Here is a 16000-nt window from a genome sequence, read left to right on the forward strand (position 1 = left end):
CGGGCCGCGATTCAGAAACTCATTTCCGGCACGTGCTCGGGGACGATCAGCTTGCCGGCGGTCTTCGCCACGATCTCCTCGACGCTGACCCCGGGGGCGCGCTCGCGGAGGATGAAGGCGCCGTCCTCGATCTCCAGGTAGGCCAGGTCGGTGAGCACCTTGCGAATGCAGCCGCAACCGGTCAGCGGCAGGGTGCAGTACGGCAGCAGCTTGGACTCGCCGTCCTTGGAGGCGTGGGTCATGGTGACGATGATGTTCTCGGCGCCGGCCACCAGGTCCATGGCGCCGCCCATGCCCTTGACCAGCTTGCCGGGGATCATCCAGGAGGCGATGTTGCCGCGCACGTCCACCTCGAAGGCACCGAGCACGGTGAGGTCGACGTGGCCGCCACGGATCATGGCGAAGGACTGCGCCGAGTCGAAGATCGACGCGCCGACGCGGGCGGTCACGGTCTGCTTGCCGGCGTTGATCATGTCGGCGTCGACTTCCGCCTCGCTGGGGAACGCGCCCATGCCGAGCAGGCCGTTCTCCGACTGGAGCATGACGTCGATGCCTTCCGGCACGTAGTTGGCCACCAGGGTCGGGATGCCGATGCCGAGGTTGACGTAGTAGCCGTCCTTCAATTCGCGCGCCACGCGCTGCGCCATCTGTTCGCGGGTAAGTGCCATCTGGGGAAACCTCTTGTCGTTGTAGCGGCCGCCGTCAGGCGCGCAGCGTGCGTTTCTCGATGCGTTTCTCGAAGCGACCCTGGATGATCCGGTCGACGTAGATGCCGGGGGTGTGGATCTGCGTCGGGTCCAGTTCGCCGGGCTCGACGATCTCCTCCACCTCGACCACCGTGATGCGCCCGGCGGTGGCGACCAGCGGGTTGAAGTTCTGCGCGGTGTGGCGATAGACGACGTTGCCGAAATGGTCGGCCTTCCAGCCCTTGACGATGGCGAAGTCGCCGGTGATGGCCGGTTCGAGGATGTAGTGGCGGCCATTGAACTCGCGCGCCTCCTTGCCCTCGGCGACCGGGGTGCCGTAGCCGGTGGCGGTGAAGAAGGCCGGGATGCCGGCGCCGCCGGCGCGGATCTTCTCGGCCAGCGAGCCTTGCGGGGTCAGTTCGACTTCCAGCTCGCCACTGAGCAGTTGTTGCTCGAACAGGGCGTTCTCGCCGACATAGGAGGCGATCATCTTGCGGATCTGCCGGTCTTCCAGCAGCACGCCGAGGCCGAAACCGTCGACGCCGCAGTTGTTCGAGACCACCGTGAGGTCCCTGACCCCGCGCCGGCGGATTTCCGCGATCAGGTTCTCGGGAATCCCGCAGAGGCCGAAGCCCCCGGCGAGGACGGTCATGCCGTCGGTCAGGCCTTCGAGGGCCTCTTCGTAACTGCCTACTCGCTTGTCGAGTCCGCTCATGCTGCTGTGCCTCTTCCGGCTCTTGTGATTGTGCGTGCGGCAGTCTGACTGCCGGGTCGCACAGAGCTTCTCCGCTGCGGACTGATTTGTTAAGTTTGTTTTTCCAATCCATTGATGAGAAAAACAAATAAATGACCGTCAAGCAGTTGCGCGCCTTCCTCGCCGTGGCGCAGAGCCTCAGCTTCGCCCAGGCCGGCGAACGCCTGCACCTCTCCCAGCCGGCCCTGAGCCTGGCGATCAAGAGCCTGGAGGAAAGCCTCGGCGGTCCGCTGCTGGAACGTACCACCCGCAGCGTCAGCCTCACCCCCGAGGGCGAGACCCTGCTGCCGCTGGCGCTGCGCCTGCTGGCCGACTGGGACAATACCGAGGAATTGCTGCGCCAGCACTTCACCCTGCAACTGGGCAAGGTCTCCATCGCCGCCATGCCCTCCTTCGCCGGCAACCTGCTGCCGCTGGTCTTGAAGACCTTTCGCGAACGCCACCCGCGGGTCAACGTGGCGGTGCACGACGTGATCAACGAGCAGGTGCTGGAGATGGTCCGCAACCGACGCGTCGAGCTGGGCATCGCCTTCGAGCCGGAGTCCCTGGAAAACCTCGAGTTCACCCCGTTCTACAGCGACCGCTTCGTCGCCGTGGTGCCGGCCGGCTCGCCGCTGTCCGGGCAGGAGCGGGTCAGTTGGCGCGAACTGCTCGGCGAGCCCTTCATTACCCTGCAACGCCCCTCGGCGGTGCGCCTGCTCCTGGAAGAAAGCGTGGCCGCCGAGCACGGCCGCTTGCCGGTGGCGTTCGAGAGCCACCAACTGGTCACGGTCGGGCGGATGGTCGCCCAGGGACTCGGTGTCAGCGCCGTGCCGACCCTGTGCATCCAGCAGATGCAGGAACTCGGCGCGCGCTGCCTGCCGCTCTACGCGCCGCAGGTGCAGCGACGGGTCGGCCTGCTGCGGCTGAGCGAGCACAAGCTGTCCACCGCCGCCCAGGCCCTCAGCGACGTGCTGCTGCATGGCACCGACTGGCGCTCGCTGGCGCTGCCGCAGGACCAGTCCACGGGGTGAGGCAGGCAGCGGCGGGTCCGGTTATGCTTCCTGCATGTCCCGGAACAACAACAAGGACGGACACGCCATGCCCGCACCGCTCTGGAGCCCTTCCGCCGAACGCATCGCCGCCAGTCGCATGGAGGCCTTCCGACGCTTCGTCAACCAGCGGCACGCCCTCGGCCTGGTCGACTACCCGGCGCTGCATGCCTGGAGCGTGCAGCGGCGCGAGGCGTTCTGGCAGGCCGTCGTCGACTTCTTCGAGGTGCGCTTCCAGCAACCGCCGCGTGCGGTCCTCGAGGAAGGCGCGCAGATGCCCTCGGCGCGCTGGTTCCCCGGCGCCACGCTGAATTTCGCCGAACACCTGCTGCGCCGCCGCGATGATGCCCCGGCGCTGATCGCGGTGAGCGAAGACGGTCGCCGCGAGGTGCTCAGCCACGCCGAACTGGCCCGTCACGTGGCGGGCCTGCAGAAGCGCCTCGCCGCCCTGGGCATAGGCCCCGGCGACCGGGTCGCCGCGCTGATGCCGAACACCTGGCAGACCGTGGTCGGCATGCTCGCCACCGCCAGCCTCGGCGCGACCTGGTCGAGCTGCTCGCCGGACTTCGGAACCCAGGGCGTGATCGACCGCTTCGGCCAGATCGAACCGCGCGTGCTGATCGCCTGTGCCGGCTACCGCTACGCCGGCAAGTCGCTGGACCTGACCGCCAAGCTCAACGAGGTGCTCGCCGGCCTGCCCGGCCTGGAGCAACTGCTGGTGGTGCCCTACGACCGTCCGCAGGCGCAGCCGCAGGACTACCGCTGCCAGGCGCAGGTCGCGCTGTGGGACGGGTTCTACCAGGCCGAGGGCGAGCCGGTCTTCACCCCGGTGCCTTTCGAGCAGCCGCTGTACATCCTCTATTCGTCGGGCACCACCGGAGTCCCCAAATGCATCGTCCATGCCACCGGCGGCGTGCTCCTGCAACATCTCAAGGAGCACGGCCTGCACACCGACCTGGGCGACGGCGACCGGCTGTTCTACTACACCACCTGCGGCTGGATGATGTGGAACTGGCTGGCCTCCGGTCTGGCGGTGGGCGCCAGCCTGGTGCTCTACGACGGCTCGCCGTTCCACCCCGGCCCCGAGCGCCTGCTGGACCTCATCGACGCCGAGGACATCGCCGTGTTCGGCGCCAGCGCCAAGTACCTGGCGGCGCTCGAGAAGGCCGGCGTGCGCCCGCGCCACAGCCACCGCCTGGACAGCCTGAGGACACTGCTCTCCACCGGTTCGCCGCTGGCCCACGAAAGCTTCGACTACGTCTACCGCGAGCTGAAGAGCGACCTCTGCCTGTCGTCGATCTCCGGCGGCACCGACATCGTTTCCTGCTTCGCCATCGGCAACCCGGTGCTGCCGGTGTGGCGCGGCGAACTGCAATGCAAGGCGCTGGGCATGGCCGTGGAAATCTGGGACGACGACGGCCGCCGCCTCGCCAGCGGCAAGGGCGAGCTGGTCTGCACCCGGCATTTCCCGTCGATCCCGCTGGGCTTCTGGAACGACCCGGATGGCACCAGGTTCCACGACGCCTACTTCGCCAGCTTTCCCGGCGTCTGGGCCCATGGCGACTACGCCGAGGAAACCGCCCACGGCGGGCTGGTCATCCACGGCCGCTCCGACGCGGTGCTCAATCCCGGCGGCGTGCGCATCGGCACCGCGGAAATCTACCGCCAGGTGGAAAAGGTCGAGGAAGTCCTCGAGTCCATCGCCATCGGCCAGGACTGGCAGGGCGATGTGCGTGTGCTGCTGTTCGTCCGCCTGCGCGACGGCGTGCGACTCGACGAGCCGCTGCGCGAACGCATCCGCCAGACCATCCGCGCCAACGCCACGCCGCGCCACGTACCGGCGAAGATCATCCAGGTCGCCGATATCCCGCGCACCCTGAGCGGCAAGATCGTCGAGCTTGCGGTGCGCAACGTGATCCACGGCCGCCCGGTGAAGAACACCGACGCCCTGGCCAACCCGCAGGCGCTGGAGCTTTATCGCGACCTCGCCGAACTGCGCGACTGAAGCCGCGGCGAGCCTGGGCTAGAATGCGCGTGCCGTCCTACCGCAAAAGGTAATTCCATGCCCGTCGCCATGGCCCGCCACATCCTGGTCAAGACCGAAGCCGAGGCCGCGCAACTGAAGCAGCGCCTGGCCAAGGGCGAGGACTTCGCCACGCTGGCGAAGAAGCATTCGACCTGCCCGTCCGGCAAGCGCGGCGGCGACCTCGGCGAGGTGCGCCCGGGGCAGATGGTCAGGTCCATCGACAATGCCATCTTCAGGAAACCCGTTGGCGTGCTCCAGGGTCCGCTGAAGAGCCAGTTCGGCTACCATCTCCTGGAAGTGTATTTCCGCGACTGAACCGCCACCGGAGCGTCCATGACCGCCGACCAGATCGCCGCCTTCTGCCTGCAACTACCCGGCGCCCGGGAAGACCTCAAGTGGGGTTCGAACCGGGTGTTCTCGGTGGCCGGCAACAAGATGTTCGCCATCCTCGACTTCGTCGACAAGGACGGCGGCCTGGCCTTCAAGGTCGGCAGCGAGCTGTTCCTCGGCTATGTCGACCGCCCCGGCATCCGTCCGGCGCCCTACCTGGCGCGCGCGCACTGGATCGTCATGGCCCGCCCCTACCCGATGAAGGCGGCGGAGTTGCGCGAGGCCCTGGTCCGTTCCCATCAACTGGTGGTGGCGCGCCTGCCCAGGCGCCAGCGCCTCGGCCTGGTACTCGACGCATGAGTCGCGACCGTCTGTACACCTGGGCCGGCCTGTGGCGCTCGCCGTCGTCCAGCTGGGAGGCCCTGCGCCTGGAGGACGACCAGGCGGAAAGCCAGTTGCGCGCGCCGGACGAACGCAGCGGCCTGCCCTACCAATTGGACTACCGGCTGCGCTGGGACGCCGACTGGCATCTGCGTGAGGCGGTGTTCCACGTCGAAAGCGAAACCGGGGTGCGCAAGCTGCACCTGCTCGCCGATGGCCGCGGCCACTGGCAGGACGGCGACGGCGAAGCGCTACCCGCCAGCTACGGCGCCATCGCCCTCGGGGCGCCGCTAGGGGTGCTGCTGGTGCAGTGGCTGGGGCTGTGGAGCATGGGCGCGTCCATCGTCCTGCTCGGGGCGCTCGGCTTCGCCCTGGCCTGGCCGAAGTTGCCGGCGCCGCTGGTGCACGGCGAGCGGCTGCCGTTCCACCATGTGCTCGGCCGGGTCACCCCGCACGGTATGGGCCTGGCGCTGGGGGCGATCGGCTTCGGCACCATCGCCACCTTCATCACCCTTTACTACGCCAGCCGTGGCTGGGCCAACGCAGTGCTCTGCCTGAGTGCCTTCGGCGGTTGCTTCATCGGCGCCCGGCTGTTGTTCGCCAATAGCATCAACCGGCTCGGCGGCTTCCGCGTGGCGATCATCTGCCTCGGCGTCGAAAGCCTCGGCCTGCTGTTGCTGTGGAGCGCGCCGAATCCCTGGGTCGGCCTGGCCGGCGCGGCCCTCACCGGCTTCGGCTTCTCCCTGGTGTTCCCGGCGTTCGGCGTGGAAGCGGTGAACCTGGTACCGGCTTCCAACCGTGGCGCGGCGCTGGGCGCCTACTCGCTGTTCGTCGACCTGTCGCTGGGCATCACCGGGCCCCTGGTGGGCTTCGTAGCCAACCTGTTCGGCTTCCGCTCGATGTTCCTCTTCGCCTGCCTGGCCTCGCTCGGCGGGCTGGCCCTGGCCGTCGCACTGCACCGGCGCAGCCGCCGGCCCGGCTAGGGCGTGCACCGTCCCAGGCGGCGGTACGCGTTCTAGAGCTCGCCGAGCAAGGCGCTCAGGGCCGCGCGCAGCTTGCCGGGCTTCAGCGGCTTGTTGAGCAGCGGCACGCCCAGGCGGGCCAGCGCGCGGCGGCAATCGTCGCTGCGGTCGGCGGTGATCATCACCGCGGCGATCTCCGCGCCGTAGTCCTCGCGCAAGGCGCCCAGCAACTGGCAACCGGTAGCGCCGTGGTCCAGGTGGTAGTCGACCAGGATCGCATCCGGCGCGCGGCCATCGAGCGCCTTGCGCGCGCCTTCCAGGTCGGTGGCGGTAAGCACCTCGCAGCCCCACTGGCCGAGCAGCGCGGACATGCTGAAGAGAATCTCGGTCTCGTTGTCCACCACCAGCAGCCGCCGTCCCGGCAGCGGATCACCAGCCGAAACCCGCGCAATCGCCTCGCCGGGTGCTGGCCGCGCCGGCTTGCGGACCAGCGGCACCTCGATGGCGAACAGCGAGCCTCGGCCTGGAGTCGAATGCACCTCGATGCGGTAGCCGAGGATGCCGGCGATACGGTCGACGATGGCCAGCCCGAGTCCGACGCCACGGCGCTCGGAAGCGCGCCCGGCGTCCAGTTGGTTGAACTCGAGGAAGATCGCCTGCAACTGGTCGGCGGGGATGCCCCGGCCAGTGCCCACACCTCCAGGCGTACCTTGCCGCCACGCCGGCGCGCCCCCAGCAGCACGCTGCCGCGCTCGGTGTAGCGGCAGGCGTTGCTGAGCAAGTTGCGCAGGATCCGCGACAGCAGGCGCGCGTCGGTGCGCACTGCTAGTCGCGGGATCCGCGCACGCAGGGCCAGGCCGGCGGCACGCGCGACTTCCTCGAACTCCGAGGCCAGCGGAGCGAGCAGTTCGTCGAGGGAATAGTCGTCCAGGTCCGGACGGATCGCGCTCTGGTCGAGCCGGGCGATTTCCAGCAGGTCGGTGAGCAAGGTCTCGGCACCTTCCAGGGCCAGGTGGGTGCGCTCCACCAGTTGCAGTTCGGCGGCCGGCAGGCCCCGTTCGCGCAGGGTGTCGACCAGCAGCCGCGCCGCGTTGAGCGGTTGCAGCAGGTCGTGGCTGGCGGCGGCGAGGTACTTGTCCTTGCTGTGGTTGGCGGCTTCGGCGGCGTCGCGCGCCTGGCGCAACTGGCGGTTGAGCTCTTCCAGCTCGTGGGTGCGCTCGGCTACCCGCCGCTCCAGCTCCTCGTTCATGGTCTGCAGGCGCTGCTGGGCCTGGACCCGCTCGGTGATGTCGGCGACGAAACCTTCGACCAATTCTTCCTCGTCGTGCCTGAGCAGCAGGTTCATCAATACCTCGATGTGACTGCCGTCCCTGCGCCAGAGGCGCGTCTCGTAGCCGAACAGGCCGCCGCGCTCGCGCAGCAGCGCGCGGATCCGTCGCATCTCGGCCTCGCCGCCGACGAACAGTTGCCCGGCCATGTCCTCCAGCGACCAGAGCACCTGTTGCGGATCGTCGTAGCCGAGCATCTGCGCCAGCGCCGGATTGGCGGCGCGCAGCCCCTGGCCGAGGCTGGCCTGGAAGATGCCGTGCACCGCGTGCTCGAACAGCCATTTGTAGCGGTTGCGCTCGGCCTCCAGCTCCTCCAGGCGCGCCAGCAGCTCCGGGTAGTGGCTCTTGCGCGCGGAGTGGCTGCCCAGGCCGAGTAACCCGGCCAGGGCCTCCTGCTGCTGCTCAGAGGGCCTCGCCATAGACCACCTCGACATCGCGCTGGCTCGACTCGCGCGGGTTGGTAAGGATGCACGGGTCCTGCATCGCGTGGCGCGAGAGGAAAGGAATGTCGGAGCTGCCGACCCCGTGCAGGGCGAGGCTCTCGTGGAAACCCACGGCGTGCTTGAAGGCGATCAGGTGGTCCACCAGGCGCTGGCGGACCTGCCCCTGGGTCAGACCGCGGCAATCGATGCCGAAGGTCTCGGCGATCACCTTGAAGCGTTCCGGCGCGGCGCTGTAGTTGAACGCCACCACGTGTTCGACCAGCGCCGCGTTGCACAGGCCGTGGGGCAGGTCGAGATAGCCGCCGAGGCTGTGCGACATGGCATGCACCGCGCCGAGGATGGCGTTGGAGAAGGCCAGCCCGGCCTGCATGCTCCCGAGCATGATCTTCTCGCGCAGGGCGATGTCGCCGGGGTTGGCGATCATCTGTACCAGATTGCCATCGATCAGGCGCATCGCTTCCAGCGCGTGGGGATCGGTCAGCGGCCCGTGGCCGGTGGAGACGAACGCCTCGATGGCGTGTACCAGTGCATCGATGCCGGTACAGGCGGAAAGGAAGGGATCCATGGTCAACGTGGTTTCCGGGTCGATCAGCGAGACGTCAGGCACAACCGCCTTGCTCACCACGGAGAACTTCATGCGCTCGTCCTGGTTGGAAATGATCACGAACTGCGAGACGTCCGCCGAAGTCCCGGCGGTGGTCGGGATCAGGATCAGCGGCGGACTCGGCACCCGCAGCCGGTCGACGCCTTCGAACTCGAGGATGCTGCGGCCATGGGCGGCGACGATGCCGATGCCCTTGGCGCAATCCATCGGGCTGCCGCCGCCCACCGCGACGATCACGTTGCAGCCCTCGCTGCGATAGAACTCGGCGCCGAGCATCACCTCGTCGACCCGGGGGTTGGGCGAAACGTCGGTATACAGGCAGTAGTCGATGCCCTGTCCCTCCAGGCTTGCCTGGATGTCGGCGACCCAGCCGGCGGCGAGCACGCCGGGGTCGGAGACCAGCAGGACCTTGCGCGCACCGAAGGTCTTCACGTAGTTGGCGACGCTGTGCCGGCAGCCGGCGCCGAAGATGATCTCGGGCGAGACGAATTTACGCAGTTGGCTGAGGTCGTGGCTCATCTGACAGACCATTCTTATTGTTATCGGACATTGCCGGCAGCCTACTGCATTCGTCGGTTATTGCAATGCGACCTTGGCGGCCCTTTCAATCCTCCAGCAGGACCAGGTAGAAGCGCCATTCCGCCAGCAGCGCATGGGCACGATTGGCCGGCTGGCGGAAACCGTGGCGCTCCTGCGGATAGCGGTGGCACTCCACGCGCACGCCGCTGCGCCGCAGGCCGGCGACCATCGCCTCGGTCTGCTCCGGCACCACCACCGCGTCGAGCCCGCCCTGGAAGAACACTACCGGCGCGCGGATACGCCCGACCTGAAGCACCGGGCTGCGCACCAGGTAGCGACGGCGCTGGCGCAGCGGGTCGCCAATCAGCCAGTCGAGGTAGTCACCCTCGAACTTGTGGGTGCAACGCGCCAGTGCCAACGGATCGCTGACCCCATAGAGACTGGCGCCGCCGCGCAGGCCATCGAGGCAAGCCAGGGCGCGCAACGCGCTGTAGCCTCCGGCGCTGGCGCCACGGACGAAGACCCGGGCGCGGTCGATCCGTCCCTCCGCGTCCAGCTGCGCCAGCGCGGCCTCGATATCGCGCAACTCCAGGCGCCCCCACTGGCCGCGCAAGCGCTGCCGATAGGCGCGGCCGTAGCCGCTGCTGCCCCGGTAGTTCAGCGCCGCCACGGCGAAACCGCGCTGGGTCCAGAACTGCAGGCCGGCATCGAACGCCGGCGAATGCATCGAGGTCGGTCCGCCATGCAGCCACACCAGCAGCGGCGGTGGTCGTCGGGGATCGACGCGGCGGCGGGCATTGCGCGGCGGATAGAAGAAACCGTGGCCGTTTTCGCCGTTGCCCAGCCCATAGACGAAGGCCTGCGGATGCGACAGGTCGTCCTCCGCCAGCGGTCGCTCGCCGCCACGCAGCACCTCGACACGCAGCTCGTCGCGATGGATCGCCAGCAGCGCCGGCAGGCGTCCGGCCGCCGCCGCGATGCAGTAGAACGCCCGGGCATCCGCGGCCAGTCCGGCGAACCGGTTCCAGTCCGCGGCCAGGCGCCGCTCGCTGCCGTCCACTTCGCGCAGGAACAGTTGCCCGCCGCCGGCCTCGACGCGACTGAGCAGCAGCCTTCCCTCTCCCAGCGGCAGGTAGCTGCAAGCGCCCAATTGCCAGGGCGCGCCAGCGTGGTCGGCATCGGCGAAGCGGCCGGCCAACGCGACCTCGGCGCAGGGACGCCACCAGCCGTCGCGGTCGCTCAGCCAGTGAAGGCGGCCGGCGGGATCGAAGCGTGGTTGCTGGATCGACTCGCCGCCTCCGGCTCCGGCCAGGCAGCGCGTACGCCCATTCTCCGCCAGGCCCAGGCGGGTCTCGGTCCAGGGCTGGTGCGGACGGTCCCATTCGATCCAGGCCAGCCGCCGCCCCTGGCCGGCGGCACGCGGCGCGGCGTAGAAATCGGCGCCCTCGACCAGCACCCGGCGCGCGCCATCGGCGTCCAGGCGCACGATGCGATGCACGACCCCGGTCGGCCCATGGCTCTCTTCCACCGCCAGCAGGGCATCCCAGGCATCGACGTAGGCCAGGTCGCCGTAGCGACACTGCGCCCCGCCGCCCAGCACTTGGGCTGCGCGGCCCGCTCGCCAGCGGCGTACCTGCTGGTCGGTTTCGTCGACCCAGGCCAGCCCGTCGAGCGTCACGCAGCAGGCGCCGCCGCCGTACTCGTAGACCCGGCTGCGCACCGAGCCGTCCGGCGCGGTGGGCTCCTCCAGCACGCCGTCGCGCCACAGGTACAGGCGCGAGCGCGCGCTGGCCGGATCGAATTCCACCCAGGCCAGCCCGCCATGGGCCGCCTTCAGCTCGCTGAAATCGCGCCCGGCGGCTACCGCGCGCTCGGCGCTCCAGTCGCTCGGCCAGTCGCCGTAGTCGACCATTGCCTCAGGCCTTGCAGATCAGGCGTGACGCGCGCTGGTTGCGCCAGGTCAGCGCGTCCAGGCCAAGCGGCGCCTCCTCGGCCTGGCGACGGGCCGCGAGGATCAGGTCGTGCCGTGCCGACTTGGCGCAGACCGGGTCGGTGGCGTCGGCATCGCCGGTGAGGAGGAACGCCTGGCAGCGGCAGCCGCCGTGGTCCCTCTCCTTCTCCTCGCAGGAACGGCACGGCTCGGGCATCCAGGCGTCGCCGCGGTAGCGGTTGAAGCCGAACGATTCGTACCAGATGTGGCGCAGGCTGTGCTCGCGCACGTTGGGAAACTGCACCGGCAATTGCCGCGCGCTGTGACACGGCAGCGCGGTGCCGTCGGGGGTGATGTCGAGGAATACGCTGGCCCAGCCGCCCATGCAGGCCTTCGGCCGTTCCTCGTAGTAGTCGGGGGTGACGAAGATCAGCTTGCACGGATTGCCTTCGGCGGCCAGCCGTTGGCGGTATTCGGCGGTGATCCGCTCGGCGCGCTCCAGTTGGGCGCGGGTCGGCAGCAGCCCGGCACGATTCAGCGCGGCCCAGCCGTAGAACTGGCAAGTGGCGAGTTCGACGTAATCGGCTTCCAGCTCGATGCACAGCTGGATGATCCGCTCGATGTTGTCGATGTTGTGCCGGTGGGTGACGAAGTTGAGCACCATCGGATAGCCGTGCGCCTTCACCGCGCGGGCCATCGCCAGTTTCTGGGCGAAGGCCTTGCGTGAGCCGGCGAGCAGGTTGTTCACTTCTTCGTCGGCGGCCTGGAAGCTGATCTGCACGTGGTCCAGCCCGGCCTCGGCGAAGCGCGCCAGGCGTGCCTCGTCGAGGCCGATGCCGGAGGTGATCAGGTTGGTGTAGAAGCCCAGGCCGCGCCCTGCCTCGATCAGTTCGGCGAGGTCCTGGCGCAGCAGCGGCTCGCCGCCGGAGAAACCGAGCTGTGCGGCGCCCAGCTCGCGAGCCTGGCGGAACACCTCGATCCATTCCGCGGTACTCAGCTCGGCGCCCTCGCGGGCGAATTCCAGCGGGTTCGAGCAGTACGGGCACTGCAACGGACAGCGATAGGTCAGCTCGGCCAGCAGCCAGAGCGGCGGCCCCACGCTTTCACTGCAGCTCGATCCAGAATTGCGCATGGGCCACCTCGAGGAACGCCAGGATGTCTTCGTCTATGCCGGGGACTTCGGGGAAACGCTCGCGCAGCGCCGCGACGATGGCCGCCACGTCGCGGCGGCCATCGACCAGCTTGAGGATTTCCCCGGCGCTGTCGTTGAGCTTGACCATGCCTTCGGGGTAGAGCAGCACATGGCAGTCCTGGGCCGGTTCGAACTGGAAGCGGAAGCCCCGGCGCAGCATCGGCACGCTGTCGAGCGACGGCAGGCTCATGATGCCAGCCCCCGATGCCAGACCCGCTCGCGGGTCACCGTGTGGTACGGCGGGCGTTCGAGTTCGTAGGCCATGCTCATCGCGTCGAGCATGCTCCACAACACGTCCAGCTTGAATTGCAGGATATCCAGCATGCGTTCCTGTGCCTCGCGGGTCCGATAGTGCTCCAGGGTGATCCGCAGGCCGTGCTCGACGTCGCGCCGGGCCTGGGCCAGGCGACTGCGGAAATACTCGTAGCCGGCCGCCTCGATCCACGGATAGTGGCGCGGCCAGCTGTCCAGCCGCGACTGGTGGATCTGCGGGGCGAAGAGTTCGGTCAGCGAACTGCTCGCCGCCTCCTGCCAACTGGCGCGACGGGCGAAGTTGACGTAGGCGTCGACGGCGAAGCGCACGCCGGGCAGCACCCGCTCTTCGGAGAGCACCTGCTCGCGCTCCAGGCCCACCGCTTCCGCCAGGCGCAGCCAGGCCTCGATGCCGCCCGCCTCGCCGGGGGCGCCGTCGTGGTCGAGGATGCGCTGGATCCACTCGCGGCGGACCTCGCGGTCGGGACAGTTGGCCAGGATCGCCGCGTCCTTCAGCGGGATGTTGACCTGGTAGTAGAAACGGTTCGCCACCCAGCCCTGGATCTGTTCGCGACTGGCACGGCCCTCGTACATCGCGACATGGAACGGATGGTGGATATGGTAGTAGCGTCCCTTGTCGCGCAGCGCCCGTTCGAATTCGGCGCGATCCATGGCGGCACGGCTCATGTTGGCCCCCTACAGCTGGATGTGCATGCCATCCCAGGCCACTTCGATGCCACTGGCATCCAGTTCGGCGCGTTCTGCCGAAGCGGTGTCGAGGATGGGATTGGTGTTGTTGATGTGGATGAGCACCTTGCGCGCGGCCGGCACCTTCGCCAGCACCTCGAGCATGCCGCCCGGCCCGCTCTGCGCCAGGTGCCCCATCTGCCGGCCGAGCTTGTCGCCGACCTCGCAGACCAGCATCTCGTCATCGCGCCAGAGCGTACCGTCCACCAGCAGGCAGTCGGCGCGGCGCATCCATTCGAGCAGCGCCTCGTCCACCTCGCCGAGGCCCGGCGCATAGAACAGGGTACCGGCGCTATCGAGGTCCTCGACGAACAGGCCGATGTTGTCGCCCGGATGGGGGTCGCCGCGATGCGGGGAATACGGCGGCGCGCTGCTGCGCAGGGGGATCGCGGTGAAGCGCAGGCGCGGACAGGCCGGAATGGCGAAAGGCTCGCCATCGAGGGCGATCGGCCGATGGCGCAGGCCGCCGTTCCAGTGGGAAAGCATAGGGAACAGCGGGAAGCCTTCGCTGAGGTCCTGGTGGACCATCTGCGTGCACCAGACTTCGTGCGGGCAGCCTTCGCGCAGGCTGAGCAGGCCGGTGGTGTGGTCGATCTGGCTGTCGAGCAGGACGATCGCGCCGATCGCCGTATCGCGCGGCCGACGCGCCGGCTGGAGGGCCGGGAAGGCGGCGATCTGGGCACGGATGTCGGGCGAGGCGTTGCAGAGGATCCAGCGCTCGCCGTCGTCGGACAGGGCGATGGAGGATTGCGTGCGTGGCTGGGCCGCTACGCTACCGTCGCGGACCCCGCGACAGTTGCGGCAGTTGCAGTTCCACTGGGGGAAGCCGCCGCCGGCGGCCGAACCGAGAATACGGATGTGCATGGGTCTGCCCCGCGGGCTGGAGGGAGGCCCCGGAAGACCGGGGCCGAACGGATCAGCGGTTGGCGAAGTAGAGGGTCACTTCGAAACCGAGACGCAGGTCGGTGAAGCTGGGCTTGGTCCACATGGGGTCGATCCTCTCTGGTGGGGCCGGGCGATTCCGGCAGGTCGAGTTAAACATCAGCGGGGCTCGCTCCGAATGAGACTTTCGAAGGAGTTTTCCCCCTGATTTGGTAGGGACTGCCTGTCCCGCCCAAGGTTCGCCGGGAGAACGCCGTTGCGCCCCCCTGGTTCGCCCTGGTGCAGGGCAGAAGCCTAGTCCATGCAGGGGCGGCGGCGAGGCGAAAAAAAAGACGCGGCCAGGGCCGCGTCGCGCCAGAACCCGCCATGGGGAAAGCCGCGTCGGGACGCGGGACGAGCGCACCCCCAGGTGCCTTGGCGGAAAGGCCGCGGGTCGGAGCGATCCGCGGCGGCTGAGGACCGCTCAGAAGAAGCCCAGCGGGTTGATGTCGTAGCTCACCAGCAGGTTCTTGGTCTGCTGGTAGTGGTCGAGCATCATCTTGTGCGTCTCGCGACCGACGCCGGACTTCTTGTAGCCGCCGAACGCGGCGTGGGCCGGGTACAGGTGGTAGCAGTTGGTCCACACGCGACCGGCCTTGATCCCGCGGCCCATGCGGTAGGCGCGGTTGATGTCGCGGGTCCAGAGGCCGGCGCCGAGGCCGTACTCGGTGTCGTTGGCGATGGCCAGGGCCTCGGCTTCGTCCTTGAAGGTGGTGACGCCGACCACCGGGCCGAAGATTTCCTCCTGGAACACGCGCATGCCGTTGTGCCCCTTGAGCAGGGTCGGCTGGATGTAGTAGCCGCTGGCCAGGTTGCCTTCGAGCTTCTCGACGCTGCCGCCGGCGAGCAGCTCGGCGCCTTCCTGCTGGGCGATGTCGAGGTAGGAGAGGATCTTCTCGTACTGCTGCTGGGAAGCCTGGGCGCCGACCATGGTCTCGGTGTCCAGCGGGTCGCCGCGCTTGATCGCCCTGACCTTTTTCAGCACCTCTTCCATGAATGCCGGGTAGATCGACTCCTGGACCAGCGCGCGGGACGGGCAGGTGCACACCTCGCCCTGGTTGAAGAAGGCCAGCACCAGGCCCTCGGCGGCCTTCTCGATGAACGCCGGCTCGGCCTGCATGATGTCTTCGAAATAGATGTTCGGGCTCTTGCCGCCCAGCTCGACGGTGGAGGGAATGATGTTCTCCGCCGCGCACTTGAGGATGTGCGAGCCGACCGGGGTGGAACCGGTGAAGGCGATCTTGGCGATGCGCTTGCTGGTGGCCAGGGCCTCGCCGGCCTCCCTGCCGAAGCCCTGGACGACGTTGAGCACGCCCGGCGGCAGCAGGTCGCCGATGAGTTCCAGCAGCACGCAGATACCCAGCGGGGTCTGCTCGGCCGGCTTGAGCACCACGCAGTTGCCGGCGGCCAGCGCCGGGGCCAGCTTCCAGGCGGCCATCAGCAGCGGGAAGTTCCACGGGATGATCTGCCCGACCACGCCCAGCGGCTCATGGATGTGGTAGGCCACGGTCCTGTCGTTGATCTCGGCGGCGGAGCCTTCCTGGGCGCGGATGCAGCCGGCGAAGTAGCGGAAGTGGTCGGCGGCCAGGGGGATGTCGGCGTTGAGGGTCTCGCGCACGGCCTTGCCGTTGTCCCAGGTCTCGGTGACGGCGAGCAGTTCCAGGTTCTGCTCGATGCGGTCGGCGATCTTCAGCAGGATGTTCGAGCGCTCCTGCACCGAGGTGCGGCCCCAGGCGTCGGCGGCGGCGTGGGCGGCGTCGAGGGCCTTGTCGATGTCCTCGGCGGTGGAACGGGGGAACTCGGCGATCGGCTGGCCGTTCACCGGCGAGGTGTTGGTGAAGTACTGGCCCTTGACCGGAGGCACGAACTCGCCGCCGATGTAGTTGCCGTAGCG

At 68.5% G+C, this 16000-nt stretch carries 14 protein-coding genes and 3 pseudogenes; 6 read left to right on the forward strand and 11 right to left on the reverse strand.

Annotated elements, in window-relative coordinates:
- Window positions 1–11 precede the first annotated feature (11 nt).
- A complete protein-coding gene (locus tag ACTJJX_RS30670) occupies window positions 12–668 on the reverse strand; it encodes a CoA transferase subunit B (protein ID WP_003088567.1) in 657 nt (218 codons plus the stop codon).
- A 34-nt stretch (window positions 669–702) separates the two neighbouring features.
- Complete coding sequence (locus tag ACTJJX_RS30675; RefSeq protein WP_003088566.1) at window positions 703–1401, reverse strand: CoA transferase subunit A; 699 nt, start codon at window positions 1399–1401, stop codon at window positions 703–705.
- Between the two features lie 131 nt (window positions 1402–1532).
- Between ACTJJX_RS30675 and ACTJJX_RS30680 the strand changes: the two genes are divergently transcribed.
- The 6 genes and pseudogenes from ACTJJX_RS30680 to ACTJJX_RS30705 form a co-directional block, all read left to right on the forward strand.
- Window positions 1533–2453, forward strand: coding sequence for a LysR family transcriptional regulator (locus ACTJJX_RS30680; RefSeq protein WP_016851707.1), 921 nt, complete (start codon window positions 1533–1535; stop codon window positions 2451–2453).
- Window positions 2454–2520: 67 nt separating this feature from the next.
- A complete protein-coding gene (locus ACTJJX_RS30685; RefSeq protein ID WP_016851708.1) occupies window positions 2521–4476 on the forward strand; it encodes an acetoacetate--CoA ligase in 1956 nt (651 codons plus the stop codon).
- A 57-nt stretch (window positions 4477–4533) separates the two neighbouring features.
- The gene (locus ACTJJX_RS30690; protein WP_003088559.1) at window positions 4534–4812 is read left to right on the forward strand and encodes a peptidylprolyl isomerase; all 279 of its coding nucleotides are present in this window, start codon (window positions 4534–4536) and stop codon (window positions 4810–4812) included.
- A gap of 18 nt (window positions 4813–4830) precedes the next feature.
- Entirely contained in the window at window positions 4831–5187 is a 357-nt protein-coding gene (locus tag ACTJJX_RS30695; protein WP_003100422.1) for an MmcQ/YjbR family DNA-binding protein, read from the forward strand.
- Window positions 5184–5483: pseudogene (locus tag ACTJJX_RS30700) on the forward strand (putative glycolipid-binding domain-containing protein); the annotation flags it as partial. The gene ACTJJX_RS30695 and the pseudogene ACTJJX_RS30700, both read left to right, overlap by 4 nt.
- Window positions 5466–6191 (forward strand): annotated as a pseudogene (locus ACTJJX_RS30705) (MFS transporter); the annotation flags it as partial. The pseudogenes ACTJJX_RS30700 and ACTJJX_RS30705, both read left to right, overlap by 18 nt.
- Before the next feature lie 32 nt (window positions 6192–6223).
- Here ACTJJX_RS30705 and ACTJJX_RS30710 read toward each other — a convergent pair.
- From ACTJJX_RS30710 to exaC, 9 genes and pseudogenes are all read right to left on the reverse strand, one after another.
- Window positions 6224–7917: pseudogene (locus ACTJJX_RS30710) on the reverse strand (NahK/ErcS family hybrid sensor histidine kinase/response regulator).
- Entirely contained in the window at window positions 7901–9064 is a 1164-nt protein-coding gene (gene ercA / locus ACTJJX_RS30715; protein ID WP_003088548.1) for an alcohol dehydrogenase-like regulatory protein ErcA, read from the reverse strand. The pseudogene ACTJJX_RS30710 and the gene ercA overlap by 17 nt, the downstream one beginning before the upstream one ends.
- Window positions 9065–9149: 85 nt before the next feature.
- Window positions 9150–10976 (reverse strand): alpha/beta hydrolase family protein, encoded by a 1827-nt coding sequence (locus tag ACTJJX_RS30720; RefSeq protein ID WP_003162271.1) that lies wholly within the window; start codon window positions 10974–10976, stop codon window positions 9150–9152.
- A gap of 4 nt (window positions 10977–10980) precedes the next feature.
- Window positions 10981–12126 (reverse strand): pyrroloquinoline quinone biosynthesis protein PqqE, encoded by a 1146-nt coding sequence (gene pqqE, locus ACTJJX_RS30725; protein ID WP_003119136.1) that lies wholly within the window; start codon window positions 12124–12126, stop codon window positions 10981–10983.
- Window positions 12098–12376 (reverse strand): pyrroloquinoline quinone biosynthesis peptide chaperone PqqD, encoded by a 279-nt coding sequence (gene pqqD / locus ACTJJX_RS30730; RefSeq protein ID WP_003088542.1) that lies wholly within the window; start codon window positions 12374–12376, stop codon window positions 12098–12100. The genes pqqE and pqqD overlap by 29 nt, the downstream gene beginning before the upstream one ends.
- On the reverse strand, window positions 12373–13125 hold the full coding sequence (pqqC, locus tag ACTJJX_RS30735; RefSeq protein ID WP_003111679.1) for a pyrroloquinoline-quinone synthase PqqC: 753 nt from the start codon (window positions 13123–13125) through the stop codon (window positions 12373–12375). The genes pqqD and pqqC overlap by 4 nt, the downstream gene beginning before the upstream one ends.
- Before the next feature lie 9 nt (window positions 13126–13134).
- A complete protein-coding gene (gene pqqB / locus ACTJJX_RS30740; protein WP_003106464.1) occupies window positions 13135–14049 on the reverse strand; it encodes a pyrroloquinoline quinone biosynthesis protein PqqB in 915 nt (304 codons plus the stop codon).
- A gap of 52 nt (window positions 14050–14101) precedes the next feature.
- Window positions 14102–14173 carry a pyrroloquinoline quinone precursor peptide PqqA gene (gene pqqA / locus ACTJJX_RS30745; protein WP_003106462.1) on the reverse strand — a complete coding sequence of 24 codons (72 nt, stop codon included), beginning with the start codon at window positions 14171–14173 and terminating at the stop codon, window positions 14102–14104.
- A gap of 357 nt (window positions 14174–14530) precedes the next feature.
- Window positions 14531–16000 (reverse strand): acetaldehyde dehydrogenase ExaC (gene exaC, locus ACTJJX_RS30750; protein WP_049261398.1); only part of this gene is annotated, 1470 nt, incomplete at its 5' end.

Source organism: Pseudomonas sp. 22490 (genome assembly GCF_052044465.1).
Taxonomy (GTDB): Bacteria; Pseudomonadota; Gammaproteobacteria; order Pseudomonadales; family Pseudomonadaceae; genus Pseudomonas; species Pseudomonas aeruginosa.